The sequence below is a fragment of the Burkholderia sp. Bmkn7 genome (genome assembly GCF_041103175.1).
Lineage (GTDB): Bacteria > Pseudomonadota > Gammaproteobacteria > Burkholderiales > Burkholderiaceae > Burkholderia > Burkholderia cepacia.
In genome coordinates, this window is record NZ_JBGCUH010000002.1 from 1,521,273 (window position 1) to 1,545,141 (window position 23,869).

At 66.5% G+C, this 23,869-nt stretch carries 19 protein-coding genes; 14 read left to right on the forward strand and 5 right to left on the reverse strand.

Annotation, left to right across the window (positions count from 1 at the left end):
• The first annotated feature begins 1 nt into the window (after position 1).
• The 8 genes from AB3K92_RS12845 to AB3K92_RS12880 all read left to right on the forward strand — a co-directional run bounded on the left by AB3K92_RS12845 (position 2) and on the right by AB3K92_RS12880 (position 8,450).
• The gene (locus tag AB3K92_RS12845; RefSeq protein ID WP_059493477.1) at positions 2-853 is read left to right on the forward strand and encodes a site-specific DNA-methyltransferase; all 852 of its coding nucleotides are present in this window, start codon (positions 2-4) and stop codon (positions 851-853) included.
• 41 nt (positions 854-894) lie between these two features.
• Positions 895-1,710 (forward strand): tryptophan synthase subunit alpha, encoded by an 816-nt coding sequence (gene trpA, locus AB3K92_RS12850; protein ID WP_369465204.1) that lies wholly within the window; start codon positions 895-897, stop codon positions 1,708-1,710.
• A 64-nt stretch (positions 1,711-1,774) separates the two neighbouring features.
• On the forward strand, positions 1,775-2,647 hold the full coding sequence (gene accD, locus AB3K92_RS12855) for an acetyl-CoA carboxylase, carboxyltransferase subunit beta (protein WP_021158729.1): 873 nt from the start codon (positions 1,775-1,777) through the stop codon (positions 2,645-2,647).
• Positions 2,648-2,747: 100 nt separating this feature from the next.
• Complete coding sequence (gene folC, locus AB3K92_RS12860) at positions 2,748-4,058, forward strand: bifunctional tetrahydrofolate synthase/dihydrofolate synthase (RefSeq protein WP_060309623.1); 1,311 nt, start codon at positions 2,748-2,750, stop codon at positions 4,056-4,058.
• Positions 4,059-4,087: 29 nt separating this feature from the next.
• Positions 4,088-4,927, forward strand: coding sequence for an SPOR domain-containing protein (locus AB3K92_RS12865; RefSeq protein WP_060217662.1), 840 nt, complete (start codon positions 4,088-4,090; stop codon positions 4,925-4,927).
• Positions 4,928-4,933: 6 nt separating this feature from the next.
• Positions 4,934-5,428 carry a CvpA family protein gene (locus tag AB3K92_RS12870; RefSeq protein ID WP_006491262.1) on the forward strand — a complete coding sequence of 165 codons (495 nt, stop codon included), beginning with the start codon at positions 4,934-4,936 and terminating at the stop codon, positions 5,426-5,428.
• Between the two features lie 51 nt (positions 5,429-5,479).
• Positions 5,480-7,012 carry an amidophosphoribosyltransferase gene (gene purF / locus AB3K92_RS12875; protein WP_021158732.1) on the forward strand — a complete coding sequence of 511 codons (1,533 nt, stop codon included), beginning with the start codon at positions 5,480-5,482 and terminating at the stop codon, positions 7,010-7,012.
• Positions 7,013-7,259: 247 nt separating this feature from the next.
• Positions 7,260-8,450 carry an O-succinylhomoserine sulfhydrylase gene (locus tag AB3K92_RS12880; RefSeq protein ID WP_048022068.1) on the forward strand — a complete coding sequence of 397 codons (1,191 nt, stop codon included), beginning with the start codon at positions 7,260-7,262 and terminating at the stop codon, positions 8,448-8,450.
• 108 nt (positions 8,451-8,558) lie between these two features.
• On the opposite strand, the gene AB3K92_RS12885 is transcribed toward AB3K92_RS12880, so the two are convergent.
• Genes AB3K92_RS12885 through AB3K92_RS12895 form a run of 3 tightly spaced genes read right to left on the reverse strand, consistent with a single transcriptional unit; the run spans position 8,559 to position 11,663 of the window.
• The gene (locus AB3K92_RS12885; RefSeq protein ID WP_369465205.1) at positions 8,559-9,530 is read right to left on the reverse strand and encodes an NAD-dependent epimerase/dehydratase family protein; all 972 of its coding nucleotides are present in this window, start codon (positions 9,528-9,530) and stop codon (positions 8,559-8,561) included.
• Positions 9,517-10,563 carry a GDP-mannose 4,6-dehydratase gene (gmd, locus tag AB3K92_RS12890; protein WP_027791153.1) on the reverse strand — a complete coding sequence of 349 codons (1,047 nt, stop codon included), beginning with the start codon at positions 10,561-10,563 and terminating at the stop codon, positions 9,517-9,519. Before gmd ends, AB3K92_RS12885 begins: the two co-directional genes overlap by 14 nt.
• Before the next feature lie 35 nt (positions 10,564-10,598).
• Complete coding sequence (locus tag AB3K92_RS12895; RefSeq protein WP_059493468.1) at positions 10,599-11,663, reverse strand: acyltransferase; 1,065 nt, start codon at positions 11,661-11,663, stop codon at positions 10,599-10,601.
• Positions 11,664-12,126: 463 nt separating this feature from the next.
• On the opposite strand from AB3K92_RS12895, the gene AB3K92_RS12900 reads away from it, so the two are divergent.
• The 3 genes from AB3K92_RS12900 to AB3K92_RS12910 are packed head-to-tail and all read left to right on the forward strand — an operon-like array spanning position 12,127 to position 18,298.
• Complete coding sequence (locus AB3K92_RS12900; protein WP_369465206.1) at positions 12,127-14,343, forward strand: hypothetical protein; 2,217 nt, start codon at positions 12,127-12,129, stop codon at positions 14,341-14,343.
• Positions 14,344-14,369: 26 nt separating this feature from the next.
• Positions 14,370-15,836, forward strand: a complete 1,467-nt coding sequence (locus AB3K92_RS12905) for a flippase (protein WP_059857220.1) — start codon at positions 14,370-14,372, stop codon at positions 15,834-15,836.
• Positions 15,833-18,298 (forward strand): glycosyltransferase family 4 protein, encoded by a 2,466-nt coding sequence (locus AB3K92_RS12910; RefSeq protein ID WP_369465207.1) that lies wholly within the window; start codon positions 15,833-15,835, stop codon positions 18,296-18,298. The genes AB3K92_RS12905 and AB3K92_RS12910 overlap by 4 nt, the downstream gene beginning before the upstream one ends.
• A gap of 470 nt (positions 18,299-18,768) precedes the next feature.
• Here the strand turns inward: AB3K92_RS12910 and AB3K92_RS12915 are convergent, their stop codons facing one another.
• Positions 18,769-19,944 carry an acyltransferase family protein gene (locus tag AB3K92_RS12915; protein WP_369465208.1) on the reverse strand — a complete coding sequence of 392 codons (1,176 nt, stop codon included), beginning with the start codon at positions 19,942-19,944 and terminating at the stop codon, positions 18,769-18,771.
• A 217-nt stretch (positions 19,945-20,161) separates the two neighbouring features.
• On the opposite strand from AB3K92_RS12915, the gene AB3K92_RS12920 reads away from it, so the two are divergent.
• Complete coding sequence (locus AB3K92_RS12920) at positions 20,162-20,305, forward strand: hypothetical protein (protein ID WP_006479318.1); 144 nt, start codon at positions 20,162-20,164, stop codon at positions 20,303-20,305.
• A 230-nt stretch (positions 20,306-20,535) separates the two neighbouring features.
• On the forward strand, positions 20,536-21,423 hold the full coding sequence (galU, locus tag AB3K92_RS12925) for a UTP--glucose-1-phosphate uridylyltransferase GalU (RefSeq protein WP_021162860.1): 888 nt from the start codon (positions 20,536-20,538) through the stop codon (positions 21,421-21,423).
• Between the two features lie 407 nt (positions 21,424-21,830).
• Here the strand turns inward: galU and AB3K92_RS12930 are convergent, their stop codons facing one another.
• Positions 21,831-22,949 (reverse strand): acyltransferase family protein, encoded by a 1,119-nt coding sequence (locus tag AB3K92_RS12930; protein ID WP_369465209.1) that lies wholly within the window; start codon positions 22,947-22,949, stop codon positions 21,831-21,833.
• A 257-nt stretch (positions 22,950-23,206) separates the two neighbouring features.
• Here AB3K92_RS12930 and AB3K92_RS12935 point away from each other — a divergent pair, with 257 nt between their 5' ends.
• A complete protein-coding gene (locus AB3K92_RS12935; protein ID WP_011355701.1) occupies positions 23,207-23,656 on the forward strand; it encodes an HU family DNA-binding protein in 450 nt (149 codons plus the stop codon).
• The last annotated feature ends 213 nt before the right edge of the window (positions 23,657-23,869 follow it).

Here is a 23,869-nt window from a genome sequence, read left to right on the forward strand (position 1 = left end):
GATGCGTGACCTGATCGAAGAACCGGGCGGCGGCGCCGCGAGCGAGGCGGGGGCGGTTCAGCCCGCCGCCGCCGTGCCGCGCGCGCTGCCGTCCGGGATCGAACTGCACAACCGCGATTTCCTGACCGATGCCGCGCACCTGCCGGACGCGTCGATCGACCTGATCGTCGCCGATCCACCGTACGGGCTCGGCAAGGACTACGGCAACGACTCGGACAAGCGTTCGGGCGACGACTTTCTCGCGTGGACGCGCGAGTGGCTCGAGCTCGCGATTCCGAAGCTGAAGCCGAGCGGGTCGATGTACATCTTCTGCACGTGGCAGTACGCGCCGGAAATCTTCAGTTTCCTGAAGACGCAGCTCACGATGGTCAACGAGATCATCTGGGACCGGCGCGTGCCGAGCATGGGCGGCACGACGCGCCGTTTCACGTCGGTGCACGACAACATCGGCTTTTTCGCGGTTTCCAGGGCGTATTACTTCGATCTCGATCCGGTCCGCATCCCGTACGACGCCGACACGAAGAAGGCCCGCTCGCGCAAGCTGTTCGAAGGCAGCAAGTGGCTGGAGATGGGCTACAACCCGAAGGACGTCTGGTCGGTTTCGCGCCTGCACCGGCAGCACGCGGAGCGCGTCGATCATCCGACCCAGAAGCCGCTGGAAATCATCGAGCGGATGGTGCTCGCAAGCTGCCCGCCGGGCGGCCGCGTGCTCGATCCGTTCATGGGCAGCGGCACGACCGCGGTGGCCTGCGCACGGCAGGGGCGCGACTTCGTCGGCTACGAGATCAACGAAAGCTATTGTGCGATCGCGCACGAGCGTGTGAACGCGCTCGCTGCGCCGGCGTGCGCGTGAATCGCGCCGCCGCGTCGCCGAAGCATTGAGGAAAAATTGCCATGTCCCGTATTCAGCAAACCTTCGCCGCGCTCGCCGAACAAGGCCGTAAGGGCCTGACCCCGTTCATCACGGCCGGCGATCCCGATCCCGCGAAAACCGTCGAATTCATGCACGCGCTCGCCGAAGGCGGCGCGGACGTGATCGAACTCGGCGTGCCGTTCTCGGACCCGATGGCCGACGGCCCCGTGATCCAGCGCTCGTCGGAACGCGCGCTCGCGCGCGGCGTCACGCTGAAGAGCGTGCTCGCCGACGTGAAGCGCTTTCGCGAAACCGACCCCAAAACGCCCGTCGTGCTGATGGGTTATGCGAACCCGATCGAGCGGATGGGCGTCGACGCGTTCGCGGCCGAAGCGCAGGCGGCCGGTGTCGACGGCGTGCTCGTCGTCGACTATCCGCCGGAAGAGGCGGGCGTGTTCGCCGAGAAAATGCGCGCCGCGCAGATCGATCCGATCTTCCTGCTCGCGCCCACGTCGACCGACGAACGTATCGCCGACGTCGGCAAGATCGCGAGCGGCTACGTGTATTACGTGTCGCTCAAGGGCGTGACCGGCGCAGGAAATCTGGATGTTTCGAGCATTGCGGGTAAAATCCCGGCCATCAAGTCGCGCGTGCCGGTTCCGGTCGGCGTCGGCTTCGGTATCCGCGACGCCGAAACGGCGCGCGCGGTGGCCGAGGTGTCGGACGCGGTCGTAATCGGCAGCCGCCTCGTGCAGCTGCTCGAAAGCGCTGCGCCGGAGGGTGCCGCCGCCGCGCTGAAGACTTTCATTGCCGAGCTGCGCGCCGCCCTGGACGGCGCGGGCAAGACGGCGCGATAAACACAACACAGGAAGCGGGAACGGGCCATGCGGCCCGGCCCGCCACGGAACAGGAAACCATACGATGAGCTGGCTCGACAAACTGTTGCCGCCGAAGATCAAGCAGACCGACCCGAAAAGCCGCAAGGGCATTCCGGAAGGCCTGTGGGTCAAGTGCCCGTCCTGCGAGGCCGTGCTGTACCGCAACGACGTGGACGCGAACCTGCACGTCTGCCCGAAATGCGATCACCACATGCGCATCGGCGCGCGTGAGCGCCTCGACGGGCTGCTCGATCCGGAAGGCCGTTATGAAATCGGTCAGGAAGTCGTGCCGGTCGACACGCTCAAGTTCAAGGACAGCCGCAAGTACCCCGATCGTCTGAAGGAAGCGATGGACGACACGGGCGAGACCGACGCGATGGTCGTGATGGGCGGTGCGATCCACACGCTGCCGGTGGTCGCGGCCTGCTTCGAGTTCTCGTTCATGGGCGGCTCGATGGGCTCGGTGGTCGGCGAGCGCTTCGCACGCGGCGCGCAGAACGCGCTCGAACAGCAGGTGCCGTTCATCTGCTTCACCGCGTCGGGCGGTGCACGGATGCAGGAAAGCCTGCTGTCGCTGATGCAGATGGCGAAAACCACCGCGATGCTGACCAAGCTGGCCGAAGCGAAGCTGCCGTTCATTTCGGTGCTGACCGACCCGACGATGGGTGGCGTGTCGGCGAGCTTTGCGTTCCTCGGTGACGTCGTGATCGCCGAACCGAAGGCGCTGATCGGCTTCGCTGGCCCGCGCGTGATCGAGCAGACGGTCCGCGAGAAGCTGCCGGAAGGCTTCCAGCGCGCCGAATTCCTGATCAAGACGGGCGCGATCGACATGATCGTCGACCGTCGCAAGATGCGCGACGAGATCGCGCAACTGCTCGCGCTGCTGCAGCGACAGCCGGCCGACGCGCTGGCTTGACCGGCGCAAGGTTGTGAACTCTGCGCGTCGCCTGGCTTCCGCGTCAGGCGACGCGCTTCGTTTTTTGGCGTAGTGGCGGTACCGATCCAGATTTGAACCGATGAGCACTTTTCCCACTCTCGACGCGTGGCTTTCGCATCTCGAACGCGCGCACCCGGTCGGCATCGACATGGGCCTGACCCGCATCGGGCAGGTCAAGGCGGCGCTGCAGCTCGAATTCGCGTGCCCCGTCATTACCGTCGGCGGCACGAACGGCAAGGGCTCGACCTGCGCGTTCCTCGAGACGATCCTCGTGCGCGCGGGCTACAAGGTCGGCTGCCACACGTCGCCGCACCTGCTCGAATTCAACGAGCGCGCGCGCGTGAACGGGCAGAACGTCACCGATGACGAACTGCTGCCGCACTTCGAGGCCGTCGAAGCCGCACGCACGTCGTTGCCCGAGCCCGTGTCGCTCACGTACTTCGAATTCACGACGCTCGCGATCCTGCACCTGTTCGCATCGCGCGGGCTGGACGCGGTGATCCTCGAAGTCGGCCTCGGCGGCCGGCTCGACGCGGTCAACATCATCGATACCGATTGCGCGATCGTCACGAGCATCGACATCGACCACACCGAATACCTCGGCGACACGCGCGAGAAGATCGCGTTCGAGAAGGCCGGGATCTTCCGTGCCGGCAAGCCGGCGATCTGCGGCGATCCGGCCGCGCCGCAAACGCTGATCGACCACGCGGAAGCGATCGGCGCCGACCTGTGGCTCGTCGGCCGCGATTTCCGCTACGAGGCGCAAGCCGGCGCCGAGCGCCAGCAATGGAGTTACCTCGGCCGCGACAAGCGCTATCCGGCGCTCGCGTATCCGGCGCTGCGCGGCGCGAATCAGCTGATCAATGCGTCGGCCGCGCTCGCCGCGCTCGAGGCGCTGCGCCCGGTGCTGCCGGTGTCCGCGCAGGACATCCGGCTCGGACTGGCGAACGTCGAGCTGCCGGGGCGCTTCCAGGTGCTGCCCGGCAAGCCGGCGATCGTGCTCGACGTCGCGCACAACCCGCATGCGTCGGCCGTGCTCGAGCAGAACCTCGGCAACATGGGCTTCTTCCCGTACACGTACGCGGTGTTCGGCGCGATGCACGACAAGGACATCGACGGCGTGCTGCAGCACCTGAAGGGCGAGATCGACCACTGGTGCGTGACCGACCTGCCGCTGCCGCGTGCGGCCACCGCCGAGCAGCTCGAAGCCGCGCTGCGCAAGGCCGGCGTGGAGGAGGGGCCCGATTCGAGCGTCACGCGTTACACGTCGCCCGCCGAAGCGTTTCGCGATGCACTAAAAAGAGCATCCGAGAATGATAGAATCGTGGTTTTCGGCAGTTTCCATACGGTTGCCGGCGTGCTGGCCTACCGTAAATCGCAGCAACACTGACTGACGGGCAGTTTCGGACTCAGCCATTCATGGGAATTTTCTCGTTCGGCAAGAAAGACGACGACGCGCCCCCGCGGCGCGGCGGTCGCACCGGGGCCTCCCGGAACGTGCGCACGGAGCGCACCACTGAACGCGTCGAGCGCCGCTCGCGCCGCACCGAACGTCCGGAATCGGACGCGCTGCTCCTCGATCCGACCCTTCCAGAAAAGCAACGCGCGCGCCGTCGCCTCGTCGGCGCGATCGCGCTCGTCGTCGCCGCGGTGATCGTGCTGCCGATGGTGCTCGATTCGCACCCGAAGCCGGTCACCGACGACATCGCGATCGACATCCCGAACCGGCCCGCGCATCAGGCGGTCGCGCCGCGCGACGACGATGTGTCCGACGTGCAGGCCGGCGTCGCGCATGACGAACCGCCGGCATCCGACACGGCCGTTGCGGCCGCACCGGCGCCCGCGCCGAAGGATGCCGCCAAGCCGGCCGCGAAACCCGATGCCACGACCACGGCGAGCGTGACGCCGCCGAAGCCTGCGCCGAAACCGGCTGCGCCCGCGGCGAAGCCGGCTGCGCCGAAGCCCGCACCCGCGGCCGTCGCGAATGCCGACGCCGCGAGCCCGGACACCGGCGACGCGTCGTCGCCGTCGTCGCCGGCCGGTGCGCGCTTCGCGGTGCAGCTCGGGTCGTTCAAGGACGACGCGACGGCCCGTTCGTGGGCCACCAAGTTGAAATCGGCGGGCGTGCCCGCATATGTCGAGCATCGCAAGCAGTCGGATGGCAGCACGGCTACACTGTTGCGTGCAGGCCCGTTCGCGGATCGCGCGGCGGCTTCCGCCGCGATCGCGAAGGTGCGCGAAGCCGGTCTGACGCAGTAACGCACGATGCTGACGGCTTTCGACTACGCTGTATTGGCGGTGATCGTGTTGTCGGCGCTGCGCGGTGCGTGGCGCGGCTTCGTGTCCGAGATTTTCGGGCTGATCGGCTGGATCGCGGCGATCGTGATCGCGGGCCGCTACGTCGGATTGGTCGTACCGTATATACCGGCGAACTGGCCGGGCGGTGCGCTGACGCAGTGGGTGATCGCCTTCGCGTTGGTCGTGATCGGCGTGGTGCTGGTCGCCGGCGTCGCGAACGCGCTGCTGTCGCGGATCGCGCAGGCCAGTGGCCTGGGCGGCGTCGACCGCTCGCTGGGCATGATGTTCGGGCTCGTCCGCGGCTGCGTGCTGGTGGTGCTGCTGGTCGCGGCGGCCGGGTTGACCGAACTGCCCAAACAGGATTTCTGGCGCAATGCGCTATTGCGTCCTTTCGCCGAACAGGGCGTGCACGAGCTGAAGCAGCTCCTGCCCGACGGCATGGCCCAGTACGTACGCGTGTGACGACGCGGCTGGGCAGGACGGAACCGATTTTGTCATTCTGAAGGACATGCCATGTGCGGCATCGTAGGCGTTATCTCCCAATCCCCGGTCAACCAGCTGATCTATGACAGCCTGCTGCTGCTGCAGCATCGCGGTCAGGACGCGGCGGGCATCGCGACGGCGGACGGCAGCAATTTCCACATGTACAAGGCGAACGGCATGGTGCGCGACGTGTTCCGCACGCGCAACATGCGCAGCCTGCCCGGCACCTACGGCATCGGCCAGGTGCGCTACCCGACGGCCGGCTCGGCGTCGAGCGAAGCCGAGGCGCAGCCGTTCTACGTGAACGCGCCGTTCGGGATCATCCTCGCGCACAACGGCAACCTGACGAACTGGCAGCAACTGAAGGACGAGATGTTCCGGATCGACCGCCGGCACATCAACACCAATTCCGACAGCGAAGTGCTGCTCAACGTGTTCGCGCACGAGCTGCAACTGTCGACCACGGGCCTCGAGCTCGATCCGGCCTCGGTGTTCAAGGCCGTCTCGGGCGTGCATCGCCGCCTGCAGGGTTCGTATGCGATCGTGTCGCTGATCGCCGGCTACGGCCTGCTCGCGTTCCGCGACCCGTTCGGCATCCGCCCGCTCTGCATCGGCAAGCTCGAGACCGAGCACGGCACCGAATGGATGGTCGCGTCGGAGTCGGTCGCGGTGGAAGGCATCGGTTTCGAATTCGTGCGCGACCTTGAGCCGGGCGAAGCGATCTTCATCGACAAGGCCGGCAACTTCCACAGCCAGCAGTGCGCGGAGAACCCGACGCTGAACCCGTGCATGTTCGAATACGTGTACCTCGCGCGTCCGGATTCGTGCCTCGACGGCGTGCCGGTCTACAACGTGCGCCTGCGCATGGGCGACTATCTCGCCGAGAAGATCAAGCGCGAACTGCCGAACGTGCCGATCGACGTCGTGATGCCGATTCCCGATTCGTCGCGCCCGGCCGCGATGCAGGTCGCCGCGAAGCTCGGCGTCGAGTACCGCGAAGGCTTCTTCAAGAACCGCTACGTCGGCCGCACCTTCATCATGCCGGGGCAGGCCGTGCGCAAGAAGTCGGTGCGCCAGAAGCTCAATGCGATGAGCATCGAGTTCAAGGACAAGAACGTGCTGATCGTCGACGATTCGATCGTGCGCGGCACGACCTCGCACGAGATCGTGCAGATGGCGCGCGACGCGGGCGCGAAGTCGGTGATCTTCGCGTCGGCCGCGCCGCCCGTGAAGTTCCCGAACGTGTACGGCATCGACATGCCGACGCGCGGCGAGCTCGTCGCACACGGCCGCACCGACGAAGACGTCGCGAAGATCATCGGCGCCGACCACCTGATCTACCAGGACGTCGACGACCTGCGCCGCGCGGTGCGCGACATCAACCCGAAGCTCGAACGCTTCGAGGCGTCGTGCTTCGACGGCAACTACATCACCGGCGACGTGACGCCCGAGTATCTCGATGCGATCGAGCGCGCGCGCCTCACGCCGGCGTCGCAGGCCGATCGCGATACGGCCGGCGACACCGAACGTTCGCAGATGAACCTGCAGCTGTCGGTCGAGTGACACCGGCGCACGCTTTGATCGAGGCGTGATAGGATGTGGCCTTGCGTCGATTTGATATCAGCTTGCGGACGCGGGGCGACTTCCCAAAACAGCTAAAGCGAAGGCCGGTGGCAACCGGCCCGAGTCGATCGCTGTCGTACCGCACCGAAGCCCGCTGATGCCGACGCATAGCGGGCTTTTTGTTTTTGGGCCTGGTTTTGATCTGGCCTGCGCGACGCGCGTGGCCATCGGATACGGAAAACGGAACATGGACGACTCCCTCAACTTCGACACGCTTGCCGTGCGCGCGGGCACGCTGCGCAGCGACTTCAACGAGCACTCGGAAGCGCTGTTCCTCACGTCGAGCTTCTGCTTCCAGAGCGCGGCCGACGCGGCCGAGCGCTTCGCGAATTCGGAAGACTACTTCACCTATTCGCGCTTCACGAACCCGACCGTCACGATGTTCCAGGATCGTCTCGCGGCGCTCGAAGGCGGCGAGGCGTGCATTGCGACGGCATCCGGGATGGCCGCGATCATGTCGGTCGTGATGGCCGCGCTGCAGGCCGGCGACCACCTCGTCAGCTCGCGCAGCCTGTTCGGCTCGACGCTCGGGATGTTCTCGCAGATCTTCAACAAGTTCGGGATCACGACGACCTTCGTCGACCCGACCGACCTGAACGCGTGGAAGGAAGCCGTGCGTCCGGAAACGAAGATGTTCTTCCTCGAGACGCCGTCGAACCCGCTGACCGAACTCGCCGACATCGAGGCGATCGGCAAGATCGCGAAGGCATCGAACGCGCTGTTCGTCGTCGACAACTGTTTCTGCAGCCCGGTGCTGCAGCAGCCGCTGAAGCTCGGCGCGGATGTCGTGATGCACTCAGCGACGAAATTCCTCGACGGCCAGGGCCGCGTGCTCGGCGGCGCGCTGGTCGGCTCGAAGGAATTCATCATGGGCAAGGTGTTCCCGTTCGTGCGCAGCGCGGGCCCGACGCTGTCGGCGTTCAACGCGTGGGTGCTGCTGAAGGGGATGGAGACGCTGTCGCTGCGCGTCGAGAAGCAATCGGCGAACGCGCTGGAGATCGCGCGCTGGCTCGATTCGCATCCGGCGGTCGCGCGCGTGTTTCATCCGGGCCTCGAATCGCACCCGCAGCACGAGCTCGCGAAGCGTCAGCAGAAGGCGGGCGGGGCGATCCTGTCGTTCGAGCTGAAGGGCGACACCCCCGAACAGCAGCGCGCGAATGCCTGGCGCGTGATCGACAACACGAAGCTGATCTCGATCACCGGCAACCTCGGCGACACGCGTACGACCATTACGCATCCGGCGACCACCACGCACGGCCGCATCACGCCGGAGGCGCGCGCGGCAGCGGGGATCAGCGAAGGGCTGATCCGCCTGTCGGTGGGCCTGGAGGATGCGGGCGACCTGCGCAAGGATCTCGCGCGCGGGCTGGAAGGCTGAGCGGGGCACGTCACGCATGTCGTGACGTGATCTGACGTGACGATGGACGAAGGGCCGTTCGCGCAAGCGAGCGGCCCTTCGTTTTGTGTGCCGATGAAATCGCGCGGCTTACCCGGTGCGATCGTCGCTGGCTTGCGTGTCGTTGCGCATCGCCTCCACCATCCACCGCAGCGTGTCGTCGAGCGGCGTGACGGGCAGCTCGCCCACCGCGCGCCGCAGCTTGTCGCGCGACCCGGACAGGCTCTTCACCTCGTTGTGCCGCACGAAACGCGGATCGATCGTCACGTCGATCACGTATCCGGCGATACGCGACAGCATCGCCAGCACTTCCTTCAGCGAATACGCGCGCTCCGAGCACACGTTGAACGTCTCGCCGGCCGGCGCGGCTTCGACCAGCTTCAGGTACGCGGCCGTCACGTCGCGCACGTCGGAGAAATCGCGGCTCACGTCGAGGTTGCCGAGCGAGATCCGCGGGGCGTTGCGCGCGTAGTGCGCGACGAGCTTCGGCAGCAGGTACGCATCGCTCTGGCCGACACCCGTGTAGTTGAACGGCCGCGCGATCACGATCGGCAGACGGTCGGCCCACAGTTTCGCCGCGTATTCCATCGCGAGCTTGCTGACCGCGTAGTCGTTCGCCGGGGCGGGGGCGACGGTTTCGTCGAGCACGCCGGCCGTCGAATTGCCGTAGATGTTCGCGCTGCTGGCGAGCAGCACGGCCGACGGGCGGCGGTCGAGGCCCGCAAGCGCGGCCAGCAGGTTGCGGGTGCCGACGATGTTGACCGCGTAGGTTTCCGACGGCTCGTCCTGCGCGACATGCGCGCGCGCGGCGAGATGCACGACCGCATCGGGCCGGGCGTCGGCGGCCGCCGCGCGCAGCGCCTGCGCGTCGAGCAGGTCGACGGGCAGCAGCGTGCAGTGCGCGAAGGCCGGGTCGTCGTGGCGTGCCGCGCCGGGCGCGACCGTGCCCCAGACCTCATAACCGGCCGCCTGCAGGCGCTCGGCCATGTAGCGGCCCGTGAAGCCCGTCAGGCCGGTGACGAATGCACGGCGCGACGGGCGTCCGGCTTCAGAACGTGTCATGGTGTTGATTCCGCGTCAAATCGGCTTCGACCATCATCTGGCAAAGTTGTTCGAGCGTCGTCTTCGGTTCCCAGCCGAGTTTGGACCGGGCCTTGTCGGCGCAGCCGATCAGCAGGTCGACCTCGGCAGGGCGATAGAACTTCGGGTTCACTTCCACGAGCACGTTGCCGTTCGATGCGTCGAGGCCGCGTTCCTGTTCGCCCTTGCCGGTCCATTCGATCTGGTAGCCGGCCGCCGCGAACGCCATCCGCACGAAATCGCGCACGGTCTCGGTGCGGTTGGTCGCGAGCACGTAGGTGTCGGGTTCGTCGGCCTGCAGCATGCGCCACATGCCTTCGACATATTCAAGTGCAAAACCCCAGTCGCGCTTCGCGTCGAGGTTGCCGAGCTCGAGGCGGGTCGCCTTGCCGAGCTTGATCTTCGCGATGGTGTCGGTGATCTTGCGCGTGACGAACTCGCGGCCGCGCAGCGGCGATTCGTGGTTGAACAGGATGCCGCTGCTGCCGAACAGGCCATACGATTCGCGGTAGTTCACCGTCATCCAGTGCGCGTACAGCTTCGCGACGCCGTACGGGCTGCGCGGATAGAACGAAGTCGCTTCCGTTTGCGGGATCGACTGCACCTTGCCGAACATCTCCGACGTCGACGCCTGGTAGAAGCGCGTCTTCGGGCTCACGACGCGAATCGCCTCGAGCAGGTTCAACGGACCCAGGCCGGTCACTTCGGCGGTCGTCGCCGGCTGGTCGAACGACACGCCGACGAAGCTTTGCGCGGCGAGGTTGTACAGCTCGTCGGGCTGCGTGCGTTCGAGCAGGCGCAGGCTCGAGCCGGCGTCGGTCAGGTCGTGTTCGACGAGCGTGAGGTTCGGGTGCGTGTCGACGCCGAGCTCGGCGATGCGCCAGAAATTCACCGAGCTGGTGCGGCGGTAGGTGCCCGTGACCTCGTAGCCCTTGTCGAGCAGCAGCTTGGTCAGGTAGGCGCCGTCTTGCCCCGAGATCCCGGTAATGATGGCCTTCTTGCGAGTTTGGCTCATGACGTTGTCCTGGTAGAAACGATGGAGGGTGAAAGTCAGGCGGTCGTGCCGGCGGCGGCCGGCAGCGCACGGCGTGCGGGGCCGCGCGTCAGGCGCCGTTCGAAGCCGTACCAGCTCAGGGTCGCGTACGCGAGCGTGATCGCGAGCGCCAGCGCGGCCGTGACGAAGCGGTTCAGGTGCAGCGGCCACAGCGCGTACAGCACGCTGAGGTGGATCAGGTACACGGTGTAGCTGACGGTGCCCACGTAGACGAGCATCGGGTTCGTCAGCACGCGCTGCACGAGGCCGCGTCCGCGCAGCGCGATCACGACGATCGACGTGCACAGCAGCAGCGAGATGCTGTAGAGCGCGGCGTTCGACAGCGGCGTGTTCGCGGCGCGGAAACGCGGGAACGACAGGTGCAGCCAGCCGAGGATCGCGAGCGACACGAGCGCGCCGACGATCGCGAGCGGATAGAACGGTTCGAGCGCGCGCCGGTCGCGGCGCAGCACGATCGCGAGCAGCGCGCCGGCGGCGAGCAGGTCCATCCGGAACGGCGTCAGGTAGTAGATCGGCCAGAACGAGTCGAACCACGGCGTCGCGATCGCGCGCAGCACGGGGGCCGCGACGATCAGCGCGGCGGCGACCCACAGCAGCGCGCGCTCCGAGCACCACAGCACGACGAACGGCCAGAAGATGTAGAACTGCTCCTCGACCGCGAGCGACCACAGCACGTTCAGGCTGTCGTGGCCGATGCTGCCGAGCGACAGCCCGATGTTGGTCGAGAAGAACGCGAACCACGGCCAGTGCGGCAGCCAGCCCGCACCGAACAGGATCGTCGACACCACCAGCAGCAACACGTACGGCGGCAGGATGCGGCGCACGCGGCGTGCGTAGAAGTGGCTGAAGTACGACTGCCCGCGCGCCTTGCGATCGAGCAGGATGCCGGTGATCAGCAGGCCGCTCAGCACGAAGAACAGGTCGACACCCATCCACAGCGGCGCCTTCAGCGCGTGCTGCAGGAACACGGCGCCCACCGCGATCGCGCGCAGCCCGTCGAGCTGCACGATGCGGCCGTGTTGCGGCGGCGTTGGGGCCGCGGGTCGCGAGAGGCCCGTCATCGCGCCGCTCCTTCGCGACGCGCGGCCTGAGCCGGGGCGAGTCGCACATCCGATGCGTAAACGTGAACGTAATGCATGCCATTAAATGAAATATCGAATCGAAATCGATTCTAGGGAAAAGAAATCGGCAAAAAAACGCGCGTCATTTATCCGGCGACAAACATGCAAATGCCGGTTAATTCGGTAGAGGGATGAATGGTCGCCGCCCGGGAGGCCCGCCAGGCGGTCAAAAGCGGCACTTTCTACAGACTGGAAAGCGAAAGGCGGTCGTAATTGCCGTTTTCGGGTGTCTTTGCGCGTCTGTTCCGGTTCGATATTTCAGGCGGAAACATCCCCAAATATTTCCAAATTTCTTGTGATTATTTTTGCTTGTAACCTGCATCGCGACGTTTGAAACCCATTTAGCGACAGGGTGCGCCGGCAGCGGTGCCGGTTGCTGTTGCATCAAGTCTGGAGAAGCGCATTGCGACGTCTGATTCTGGTAGGCATGACGGTATGCGCGACGCTGCTGACGAGCGCCGTACCGGCCGAAACGGTGTTGCCCGCGACGACGTCGTGGATCGGCAATACGTTCGGCTATGGCGACGGCAGCTGGACGCAGATCGACATCCGCGCGATCGCGGTGACGCCTGAAGGCAAGGTGTATACGAATGCGCCGTGGGACGAGAGCGGCGCCGAAGCGAGCGTCTACCAGGACGGGAAGATGCTCGGCTTCGCCGGCGGCACGCACGGCTGGGGCAACCTCGGCGGCAGCGCGATCGCCGTGAACAGCAAATATGCGTACGTCGCGATCGGTGTCGGCAACGAGCGCGGCCACCTGCAGTCGCCCGGCATCTGGCCGGACAAGGGCAAGCAGTGGTTCGGCATCTCGCGCCGCACGATCGGCGACATGAAGCAGCCGGCGCCGTTCCGCGCGGCGCCGCAGGTGGCCCCGGGCGGGCGTGCCGATGCCGGCCGCGCGCGGATGGCCGCGAGCTTCATGGTGATGAACGAGGTGGCGGCGCCCGCGCGCTCGGAAACGGGCGAGCAGAAGTCGGAAGTCGGCGGCCTCGCGGCCGACGACAAGACGCTGTTCGCGACGAATCCGACGCGCGACGCGGTGGACGTGTACGACGCGGAGACGATGCAGCAGAAGGGCACGTGGAACGCGCACGAGCCGGGCCGCATCGCGCTCGCGGGCGACGGCACGTTGTGGCTGCTCACGGACACGATCAAGGGGCCCGCGCATCTCGCGCACGTGCGCGCCGACGGCCGCAAGCTCGACGACGCCCCCGCGCTGCCGGAAGGCACCGACGCGGTGGACGTGGCAGTCGACGCGAAAGGGCGCGTGCTCGTCGCGGACAACGGGCCGCGCCAGCAGATCCTGATCTTCTCGAAAGGCGGCAAGGGTTATGCGCAGTCGGGCACGCTCGGCGAGCGCGGCGGCATCTTCGCGGGCCCGGTGCCGGGCCGGCCCGGGCCGCAGCGTTTCAACGGGCTGACGGGCGTCGGTGTCGACCGGGCGGGCAACATCTACGTGTCGATGAACGGCATCGGGCCGCGTCACGACACGATCGGTGCGGGGCTCGGCGCCGTGCTCGAAAGCTACACGCCGGACGGCAAGCTGCGCTGGCAGGTGCAGGGGCTGCTGTTCGTCGACGGCGCATGGCTCGACCCGGCGCGGCCGAACAGCGTGTACACGGGCAACAAGCGCTTCGAGCTCGACCTGTCGAAACCGCCGGGCCAGGACTGGAAATACGTCGGCTTCCTGTCGAACCGCTTCAAGTATCCGGACGACCCCGTGTTCCATACGGACCAGTGGCCCGGCATGCCGATCGCGCGGCGCCTCGACGGCCGCACGTTCCTGTACCTGACGGACATGTACGCCGATCACCTGAAGATCTACCGCTTCGACGCGAAGCGCGACGGCGAAGTCGCGATTCCGTCCGGTCTGATCGCGGGCCGTGCGCGGCCGGTCGACAACGTGCCGAACAAGCCGCCGGGCGGCGACTGGATGTGGCGCGACGCGAACGGCAACGGCCGGCTCGATGCCGACGAGTTCGAGATCAATACCACCGGCAAGGCGAAGGCGGGCGGCTGGGGCTGGTGGGTCGACACGAAGGGCGACATCTGGCGCACGAGCGACGTGCGCGGCATCCACCGCTTCCAGTACGGCGGCGTCGACAAGGCCGGCAACCCGGTCTACTCGTACGACAAGGTCACGACCTATCCGATGCCGCAGCCGTTCACGCAGTTGCGCCGCTCGATCTACGACGCGCAGACGGACACGCTGTACGTGACCGGTTACACGGCCGATGCCCCGCCGCAGCCGGGCATCAACAAGGAAGTGGGCCGTGTGCTGGTCCGCTTCGACAAGTGGTCGACGGGCTCGCCGGTCGTGCGCTACCAGGTCGCGCTGCCGTGGCAGCTCGACGCGAAGCCGATCTTCGACCTGATCGGGATCACGGCCGAGGGCCGCTACCTGTTCGGGGTGGAGCCGGTCGGCAAGATCCACGTGTACGACAAGGAAACCGGCAAGGAAGTGGGCGTGATGAGCCCGGGCGCCGAGGTCGGCAAGGCATCCGGCTGGGTCGACGTGCCGTTCGGCATCAGCGCGTTCCGGCGCGAGAACGGCGAGTACCTCGTGTTCGTCGAGGAAGACGCGCGCGGCAAGGTGCTGATGTATCGCTGGAAACCGTGACGGACGACGTCACACAAGGCAGAAGCATGGACAAAGGCATACTCAAGAACGTTTCGATCAACTTCATCGGGCTGATCCTGCCGACCTTCGTGTCGCTGGTGACGGTGCCCGCGTATATCCACGCGCTCGGCGTCGAACGTTATGGCGTCGTCAGCCTCGTGTGGACGCTGATCGGCTATTTCGGGATCCTCGATCTCGGGATGAGCATGGCCGCGCAGAACCACATCTCGAAGGCGCTCGCGAGCGGCAACGACGACGAAAGCGCGCGCGTGTTCTGGAGCGCGTTCTGGCTGAACCTCGGCACCGGCATCGTGGGCGGGCTGCTGATCTATTTCGGCGCGTTCATCTACACCGCTTACTTCACGAAGGTGTCGGCGGCGATGCAGCACGAGGTGTATCTCGCGCTGCCGTGGCTCGCGCTCGCGATTCCGCTGGCGAACGTGTCGTGGGTGTTCGCCGGCGCGATCAACGGTGCCGAACGCTTCGGCGTGTTCAACACGAACCAGACGATCGGCACGTTCCTGTTCCAGCTGCTGCCGCTCGGCGCCGCGTGGTGGATCGCGCCGAACCTGCAGACGGTGCTCGCCGCGGCGGTCGTCGCGCGCCTGATCGCGGCGGTGATGCTCGGCCACGCCAGCATCAAGGTGCTCGGGATCCGGCGCATCGACCCGCCGCAATGGGGCACCGCGAAAGGGCTGTTCAATTTCGGCGGCTGGATGCTGATCGCGAGCACGACGAGCATGATCGCCGACACGCTCGACCGCGTGATGCTCGGCGCCGGCATGGGCGCGAAGTTCGTCACTTACTACACGGTGCCGCAGAACCTCGTCACGCGCCTGAACATGCTGCCGAACGCGCTCGTGCGCACGCTGTTCCCGCGCCTGTCGGCGGTCGGCCGCGATCACGCGGATACGCTCGCGCGCCAGTCGCTCGAATTCCTGAACGGCGTGTTCACGCCGGTCGGCATCGTCGCGATCTTCGCGCTCGCGCCGTTCCTCACGCTGTGGGTCGGCGCCGATCTCGCCGCGCATTCGGCGCCGGTCGGCCGCGTGCTGGTGATCAGCGTGTGGCTCGTCGGCCAGGCGAGCGTCACGCGCATCCTGATCCAGTCGCAGGTCAATCCGGCCCGCGCGGCATTCGCCGGGCTCGTCGAGATGCCGTTCTTCGTCGGCGGCCTGTGGTTCGGCATCCATCACTTCGGGCTGATCGGCGCGGCGGTGGTCGTCGCGGCGCGCGCGCTCGTCGACTACGGCGTGCTGCTGTACCTGTCGGCGATCCGGATGCGCGCGATCGTGCTCGACATGCTCGCCCATCTCGCCTTCCTGCTCGCGAGCCTGTTTCTGGCGCAGGCCTGGTCGGGGCTCGGCGAGTCGATCGGCATGTGCGCGGTCGTGCTGGTGCTGAACGTCGCGTGGTCGCTCACGATGACGCCTGGGTTGCGCGCGCTCGTGCGCGACCTGTTTGTCCGTCTCAATGCGAGGAAAACCATATGAATCGCGATCTGGCGGAACACGCCGTCCTGAATCTCGCCACGGCCGACGCCGCCGTGGCCCACCCGAGCGATGCTGCCGCGCTGCACCGCGCGGTGCCACCCGAACGGGCCGGCGCGCGGCAGCCGGCGCGTGCGCTGCGCGTGGCGATCGTCCACGACTGGCTCGTCACCTATGCGGGCGCCGAGCGCGTGCTCGAACAGATCGTCGCGTGCTTTCCCGACGCGGACCTGTTCAGCCTCGTCGATTTTCTCGACGATCGCGCGTTCGTGCGCGGCAAGCCGGTGACGACGTCGTTCATCCAGAAGCTGCCGTTCGCCCGCACCAAGTACCGCAGCTACCTGCCGCTGATGCCGCTCGCGATCGAGCAGCTCGACGTGTCCGAGTACGACCTCGTGATCTCGAGCAGCCACGCGGTCGCGAAGGGCGTGCTGACCGGGCCGGACCAGGTGCACATCAGCTACGTGCATTCCCCGATCCGCTATGCGTGGGACCTGCAGCACCAGTATCTGGAACAGTCGAACCTCACGCACGGGCCGAAATCGCTGCTCGCGCGGATGATTCTCCATTACATCCGCAACTGGGACACGCGCACCGCGAACGCGGTGGACGGCTTCGTCGCGAACTCGGCGTTCATCGCGCGGCGCATCAAGAAGGTCTACCACCGCGACGCGGCGGTGATCTTTCCGCCGGTCGACGTCGATGCGTTCTCGCTGAACGCGGTGAAGGAGGATTTCTACCTGACCGCGTCGCGGATGGTGCCTTACAAGAAAATCGACCTGATCGTCGAGGCGTTCTCGAAGACGCCCGAGCGCAAGCTCGTCGTGATCGGCGACGGCCCCGAGATGCAGAAGATCCGCGCGAAAGCCGGCCCGAACGTCGAGATCATGGGCTACCAGCCGTTCGCGGTACTGCACGACCGGATGCGGCGCGCGAAGGCGTTCGTGTTCGCGGCCGAGGAGGATTTCGGGATCTCGGTCGTCGAGGCGCAGGCGTGCGGCACGCCCGTGATCGCGTACGGCAAGGGCGGCGCGCTCGAAACCGTGCTCGACCCGCAGTCGAACCGGAATCCGACCGGGCTCTTCTTCGACGAACAGACGCCGCACGCGATCGTCGCGGCCGTCGACGATTTCGAGCGCGCGCCGCAGCGCTTCACGCCCGACGCATGCCGCGCGAACGCGGAGCGGTTTTCCGCCGATACGTTCCGGCGGCGCTTTCTCGACTACGTGGAAGCCGCGCTGCCCGGCTCGACCGCGCAGCGCGGTACGGCCGTCGCGCCGCTGCCTGCCGCGCGCGGCCCGGCGACGCTCGTGCTCGACCAGAGCGGCGTGCTTGGCGGCGCCGAGCTGTCGCTGCTCGAGATCATGAAGCACATGCGCGCGAACGCCGACGTGCTGCTGTTCGACGACGGCCCGTTCCGTGCGGCGCTCGACGAGATCGGCGCGCGCGTCGACGTGGTCGACCAGGGCGCGCTCGCGGGCGTGCGCAAGCAGGGCGGCGTGTCGGTCGGCGCGGTGAAGCAGCTCGTGCGGCTCGTGCGCGATGTGGCACGGCGGGCGCGCCGCGCCGAGGTGATCTACGCGAACACGCAGCGCGCGATGGTGGTCGCCGCGCTGGCCGGGCGGCTCGCGCGCAAGCCGGTGGTGTGGCATCTGCGCGACATCGTCAGCACCGACCATTTCGGCAGCAAGCAGTTGCTGGCGATCAAGTACTGCGCGCGGCTCGGCGTCACGCGCGTGATCGCGAACTCCGACGCGTCCGCGCAGGCGTTCCGCGCGCTGACGGGCTTCACGCCGCAGCACGTCGACGTCGTGTTCAACGGCATTTCGGCCGAGCCGTTCGATGCGCTGGAAGGCGTCAGCCAGGCCGCACTGCGCGCGCGGCTGGGGTTGCCCGAGCACGCATGGCTCGTCGGTTCGTTCAGCCGCCTCGCGCACTGGAAGGGGCAGCACGTGCTGCTGGAGGCCGCCGCGCGGCATCCCGACATGCACGTGGTGCTGGTTGGCGCGCCGCTGTTCGGCGAGGACGAATACGCGGCGCAGTTGCACGAATTCGTCGCCCGGCACCGGATGGACGAGCGCGTGCATTTCCTCGGGTTCCAGCGCGACGTGGCCGCGTGCATGACGGCGGTCGACGTCGTCGCGCATACGTCGATCACGCCCGAGCCGTTCGGGCGCGTGATCGTCGAGGGGATGCTCGCGCGCCGGCCGGTTGTCGCGGCCCGCGCGGGCGGCGTCGTCGAGATCATCGAGGACGGCGACAACGGGCTGCTCTGCACGCCGGGCGATGCGGCCGCGCTGGCCGGGGCGCTGGATACGCTGAAGCGCGACGGTGCGCTGCGCGAGCGGCTCGTCGCGAGCGGGCGTGCGACGGCGGTGCGCCGGTTCGGCACCGAAACCTACGTGGAGCGGGTCGAGAAGATTCTCGCGGATACGGCGAAGGCCGCGAAGGCGAAAAAGCAGTAGCCGGCGCGAGCCGCCCCGGGGAACGAGCCCTCATGCGGCAATACGCTGCGTGGGGGCTTTGCTTTTCAGCGCGGGGGCTGGTCGGGCGAGTGGCGGGCAGGTCATTGCGTCGTGTGGCGGGCGCGTGTTTGCACGATCGCCGTTGGGGGAGCGGCGGGCGATGCGAGAGGGCGGCGCGAGAGGGAGACGCGAGAAGGCAACGCGAGTAGGCAACGCGAGAAGACAACGCGAGAAGACGACGCGAGAAGACGACGCGAGAAGACGACTCGAGAAGACGACTCGAGAAGACGATGCCCAGGGCACCCCGCCCAGCGAAAGCCGGCCGAGGACGGCCCAGGCGGGTCGTGGCGCGGCCCGGCGCCGGAGTCCTGCCCATCCGGTCAACCCGGCGTGCCGACGCGCTCAGGCCACGATAAAGCCCCCGCGCGGCGGGGTGCCGCGCGGGGGCTCGGGAACCCGGGCCGGCCGGATCAGGCGGCCCGTTCGGGCGCCGACGTAACGACGCGGGCGGGGCGGGTCGGCTTGAAGCTGGCCGACCACGTCATCGCGGGCCGTTCGAACATCCGGTAGAACAGGTACGCGACCGGGATCGCGACGGCCATGAACGCGAACGACGGCCAGATCGACAACTGCAGTTCGGAATGGAACAGCACCGAGCCGAGGCAGACGAACAGCGGCAGGTGAATCAGGTACAGCGAATAGCTGAAGTCGCCGAACCAGCTCAGCACGCGCAGCGGCGGCGTCGTGCGCGGCGGGCGGGCGAGCGCGCGGTACAGGAAGCACGCGAAGCCGGCCGACCAGAGTTGGAATGCACCGTACTGGCCGAAATGGAATGCGCCGCAGCCGGCGGCCAGCAGCACGGCGGCCGCGCCGTACCACGCACGTGACGGCACGGCGATTGCGTCGCGCGGCGACTGTGCGCGCACGTCGGCGATCCACGCGCCGATCGTCCAGGACAGCCAGTACGACGTGAAGAACTGCAGGTCGTGCCGTTCGAGCAGCCACGCCGACGCGACGTTGACGAGCGCGACCGCGGCCACGACCGCCGGCATGCCGATGCGCCGGCGTACCGCGAACAGCAGCGGGTAGATCGCGTAGAACTGCACTTCGAGCGACAGCGTCCACAGCGCGCCGTTCGACCCGTACGTGTAGCCGGCGACGCCCTGCAGCGAAAACAGGTTCACGAGGAACGCGACGAGGCCGACGTCGCGGATCTTGTGGCTGACGGGCTCGATCTGCAGGCTGACCGAGTCGAGCGCGAGCGTGAACAGCAGCGCGGCGAGCAGCACCGGGTAGATGCGCGCGAACCGGCGCATCCAGAAGTTCGGCGCGTCGAGCCGGTACGCGGGATCGGCCGCCAGCTTGAGCGCCGCGTTGCGGTGGATGCAGTAGCCGCTGATCACGAAGAAGATCGGCACGCCGGCGGAGCCCCACGCGAACGGAAAGGTCAGGTAGCCGGCGATCGCGCCCGGGTTGAGCGCATGGCCGTAAGCGTGATGGAAGCTCTGCATGCCGACCCAGACGACCTGCCGGCAGTGGAAATAGGCGACGAGCAGCGCCGCGAAGCCGCGCATCGCGTCGATCACGTGTTCCTTGTGGTCGGCGACGGGCGGCGCGGTCAGAGACGATCCGCTGAAAGCTTGCATGCGATTCGATTCCTTGCGACGGATGGACGGGAAGTTTCATCCAATCGTAATGCGCAAGAATTCGATCAATGAATAAAAAAATCTCACCGGGAAATATCGGTATTCCACATCATGGTTTTATCGCGTTCGGAAAGCGGTTCCGCGAGGCGGGTCAATTATTTACCGATTTTTTTCTGATAGTTTGAAGCTCCAGTTGATTGATGCAAGGAGCGGCAAGATGGACATGCATTGGATCGCGAGCGCTGCAGTACTGCTGGTCATGGCCGTGCTGTCGGCGTACCGCGAGGCGCTGAAGAACGAACCGATTCGCCCGGGGCTCGAACGGGGCGGCGTGCCCTATATCGAGGAATTCGAATCGTAAGAATTTGTATCTGGAAAATCGGTAATTTGTTTCTGCCTCGGCACTCGGTTCGGCAATATCGACCGGGTTGAAAGGATTATATTTTTTCCGGAATCATTGGGCAATCAGTCCATATCGATAATGAGCGGAGTCGAATTGGCAGTACCGTCGATTCTCGATATGCCGTTCGGAACACAATCGCGCCGGGTCGCTGGTCGACGCGGCGCAGTCAACGCAATCAGGATGCGAACATGTTGAAAGTCACCAAGGCCGTGTTCCCCGTTGCCGGTCTCGGCACGCGGTTCCTCCCGGCAACGAAGGCGAGCCCGAAGGAAATGCTGCCCGTCGTCGACAAGCCGCTGATCCAGTACGCGGTCGAGGAAGCGATCAACGCCGGTATCACCGAGATGATCTTCGTTACCGGGCGCAGCAAGCGCGCGATCGAGGATCACTTCGACAAGTCGTACGAGATCGAGGCCGAGCTCGAGGCGCGCGGCAAGGAAAAGCTGCTCGAGCTCGTGCGCGGCATCAAGCCGAGCCACGTCAACTGCTTCTACGTGCGCCAGCCGGAAGCACTCGGCCTCGGCCACGCGGTGCTGTGCGCGGAGAAGCTGGTGCACGGCGAGCCGTTCGCGGTGATTCTCGCCGACGACCTGCTGCACGGCGAACAGCCGGTGCTGAAGCAGCTCGTCGACGTGTTCGACCACTATCACAGCTCGGTGATCGGGGTCGAGACGATCGCGCGCGACGACAGCCGTTCGTACGGCGTCGTCGAAGGCCGCGAATGGGAAGAGGACATCATCAAGCTGTCGGGCATCATCGAGAAGCCCGCGCCCGAGGATGCGCCGTCGAATCTCGGCGTGGTCGGCCGCTACGTGTTCATGCCGACGATTTTCGATCACCTGCGCAAGCTCAAGCCGGGCGCCGGCGGCGAGCTGCAGCTGACCGACGCGGTCCAGTCGCTGCTCGCGAACGAGCAGGTGCTCGCGTATCGCTACTACGGCACGCGCTTCGACTGCGGCAGCAAGATCGGCTATCTCAAGGCCACCGTCGAGCTCGCGCTCCAGCATCCGGAAGTGAGCCGCGAATTCGAGGCCTACCTGCGTACCTGCTTGCCCGCGTTGGCTGCTGTCGCCTAAGCAGCCTCGCGCTCCGTTGTTTCAGGTGGTGGTTGTTCCGTTGGCCCCGGCCGCTCGCGCGCCGGGGCTTTTTTGCGTATACGGGCGAGCGGATGCGTGATTCCGGTGCGCACCGTCGACGTGAGTGCGGTGGCGGGTTTGCCGCGCGAGCGTTGCCGCATGCGGAGCCGGGCGCTCGGGCAAGCATGGGCGTCACGCCTGAAACCGGTGCCGCGGCGGGCGGTCGGGCGACCGGGCGGTCTCTGTCGCGATTCGATTGCGTGCTGCACGTCGATGTTCGGGGCCGCAGCGGTTCTGCCGGTGCCGGTCGATGACGGGGCGCCACGCCACGCTGGCCGGGTGTCGGCTTCAGGGTGTGGCCCGAATCGCGGTTTTCCCGTTCGATCGTATCGGCATCCGTGCGGCATTCAACGTGCCGACGTGCCCGGCTGTGCGACGAACCGCCGGGCCAGCATCGCGGCGACCGGCTTCTTGAAGTCGAGCAGCCGCTTTTCGAGGTAGCGCCAGGACAGGTGCGCGAGCAGCACGGCGAGCGCGAACTGCAGCATCTCGGGCAGCGTTTCGCGGACGATTTCCGGTATTGCCCCGTGCGCGAAGTGCGCGGGCAGCACGCCGAAGCGCGTCGGAATCAGGTTGTGGAACAGGTAGAAGCCGTAGCTGATCGTGCCGAGATACACGAGCGGCGCCCAGTCGAGCAGCGCCACGACCGGATGCTCGGGTTCGCTGACGATCCACAGCAGCAGCGCGCCGAGCGACGCGGACAGGCCGAGATCCGCGAGCCCCGCAATTGCGTCGGGGAGTGCCGTGCATGCGGGCAGCACGAGGAAGAACACGACGCCTGCCGCGCCGAGCCAACCGGGCGGCACGCGGCGCACGGCGGCCGCGCCGCGTCCGGCAAGCGCCATCGCGCCGACGCCGCCGAGCGCGATCAGCGCGAAATTCCACGGGGAAAATGCGTAGATCAGCACCGGCGAAGCGTCGCACAGGTAGAGCGCGAGATGCGCGAGCGCGCACAGCACGACGGCCGCGATGCCGAGCGCGACGTGTCGCGCGGTCGGCACCGCGAGCAGCGCGAGCGGCGCGATCAGATAGAACTGCTGTTCAACCGCGAGGCTCCAGAAGTGCGACGTGGAGCCCGGCCAGCCGTCCTTCACGACGCCGATCCAGTAATTCGACAGGAACACCGCGTGCCACGCGAGCCCGAGATTGACGCCGCGCTGGTAGAACAGCGCGTGCGCGATCGCGAGCGCGGCGAGCAGCAGGTAATAGACGGGAAAGATTCGCAGCGCGCGCTTCGCGAGGAACAGCGCGAGCGCATGGCGGCGTGTCATGGTGCCGCACTCGACCGCCTGGCGATTGCGATGCAGCTCGCCGACGATCAGGAATCCGCTGATGAGGAAAAACGTCCACACGCCAAGCTTGCCGACGTCGACGGCAAGGACGTGGCCCTTGTGGGACAGGAAAACGAGGATGACGGCGAGGGCTCGCAGGCCGTCGAGTCCTTTGACGTATCGGGCTTCGCGCATGGAGGCATCCGGGCATTGAGCGAGCCCAGTATAGGTGCGCAAATATCGAACGTAATTCGCGTTCGGATGCATACGTGAAGGCGTTTTTTGATGCTGGAGCGTCGATGAAATCGCCCGCATGCAAAAAAACCTGCGGGAAACCCCGCGAAAACGCACAAAAGTACTGCACGAAGCGTCACGGCGCTTGTAGAATCCGGCGTTGAAGCGCGCGCGTTGCACGCTTCGTGTATCCAACGACCACACCTGGTAGGAGAAACATGGCGACTTCCGCAAAAAAGGTGGCCAAGAAGGCTGCCGCACCCGCCACCAAGAAAGTGGCTGCCAAAAAGGCTGCGCCCGCGAAGAAAGTAGTGGCAAAGAAGGTTGTCGCGAAGGCGGCACCGGCCGCTCCGACGCCGCTGAAGGACAAGTTCACGAAGGCATCGCTCGCAACGCACATCGCTGAGCGCGCGGCTGTCGAAGTGAAGGCGGTCAAGGCAGTGCTCGTCGCACTCGAGAACGTCGTGCTCGGCTCGGTCCACAAGAAGGGCGCGGGCGAGTTCACGCTGCCGGGTCTGCTGAAGATCACGGCACAAGTCGTGCCGGCGAAGAAGAAGCGCTTCGGCAAGGATCCGTTCACGGGCGAAGAGCGTTGGTTCCCGGCGAAGCCGGCCAGCGTGCGCGTGAAGGCACGTGCGCTGAAGAAGCTGAAGGACGCGGCAGCGTAATGCCGCGCGGCGGCTGCCGAATGCATTCGGCAGCCGTTGCGAAGTCCGACGATCCCCGTACGCGAAAGCGTGCGGGGATTTTTATTGCGCTGCGCAAAGCGCGCGGCAGCGAAGACGTGCGGACGTGCGGAAGCGAAATGGCGGAAAGTCCGGTTCGACGCGTAATGCACGCTCGACGACGTGTCGTGCATGCGCGATGACGAACGGCAATCC

Excerpts from the sequence above, each read along its gene's own strand:
- AB3K92_RS12935 (WP_011355701.1), top strand. The coding sequence starts at position 23,207 with ATGGCGACTTCCGCAAAAAAGGTGGCCAAGAAGGCTGCCGCACCCGCC.
- galU (WP_021162860.1), top strand. The coding sequence starts at position 20,536 with ATGTTGAAAGTCACCAAGGCCGTGTTCCCCGTTGCCGGTCTCGGCACG.
- AB3K92_RS12865 (WP_060217662.1), top strand. The coding sequence starts at position 4,088 with ATGGGAATTTTCTCGTTCGGCAAGAAAGACGACGACGCGCCCCCGCGG.
- purF (WP_021158732.1), top strand. The coding sequence starts at position 5,480 with ATGTGCGGCATCGTAGGCGTTATCTCCCAATCCCCGGTCAACCAGCTG.
- gmd (WP_027791153.1), bottom strand. The coding sequence starts at position 10,563 with ATGAGCCAAACTCGCAAGAAGGCCATCATTACCGGGATCTCGGGGCAA.
- AB3K92_RS12885 (WP_369465205.1), bottom strand. The coding sequence starts at position 9,530 with ATGACACGTTCTGAAGCCGGACGCCCGTCGCGCCGTGCATTCGTCACC.
- AB3K92_RS12915 (WP_369465208.1), bottom strand. The coding sequence starts at position 19,944 with ATGCAAGCTTTCAGCGGATCGTCTCTGACCGCGCCGCCCGTCGCCGAC.
- AB3K92_RS12920 (WP_006479318.1), top strand. The coding sequence starts at position 20,162 with ATGGACATGCATTGGATCGCGAGCGCTGCAGTACTGCTGGTCATGGCC.
- AB3K92_RS12870 (WP_006491262.1), top strand. The coding sequence starts at position 4,934 with ATGCTGACGGCTTTCGACTACGCTGTATTGGCGGTGATCGTGTTGTCG.
- AB3K92_RS12930 (WP_369465209.1), bottom strand. The coding sequence starts at position 22,949 with ATGCGCGAAGCCCGATACGTCAAAGGACTCGACGGCCTGCGAGCCCTC.
- AB3K92_RS12905 (WP_059857220.1), top strand. The coding sequence starts at position 14,370 with ATGGACAAAGGCATACTCAAGAACGTTTCGATCAACTTCATCGGGCTG.
- accD (WP_021158729.1), top strand. The coding sequence starts at position 1,775 with ATGAGCTGGCTCGACAAACTGTTGCCGCCGAAGATCAAGCAGACCGAC.
- AB3K92_RS12845 (WP_059493477.1), top strand. The coding sequence starts at position 2 with ATGCGTGACCTGATCGAAGAACCGGGCGGCGGCGCCGCGAGCGAGGCG.
- folC (WP_060309623.1), top strand. The coding sequence starts at position 2,748 with ATGAGCACTTTTCCCACTCTCGACGCGTGGCTTTCGCATCTCGAACGC.
- AB3K92_RS12880 (WP_048022068.1), top strand. The coding sequence starts at position 7,260 with ATGGACGACTCCCTCAACTTCGACACGCTTGCCGTGCGCGCGGGCACG.
- trpA (WP_369465204.1), top strand. The coding sequence starts at position 895 with ATGTCCCGTATTCAGCAAACCTTCGCCGCGCTCGCCGAACAAGGCCGT.
- AB3K92_RS12910 (WP_369465207.1), top strand. The coding sequence starts at position 15,833 with ATGAATCGCGATCTGGCGGAACACGCCGTCCTGAATCTCGCCACGGCC.
- AB3K92_RS12895 (WP_059493468.1), bottom strand. The coding sequence starts at position 11,663 with ATGACGGGCCTCTCGCGACCCGCGGCCCCAACGCCGCCGCAACACGGC.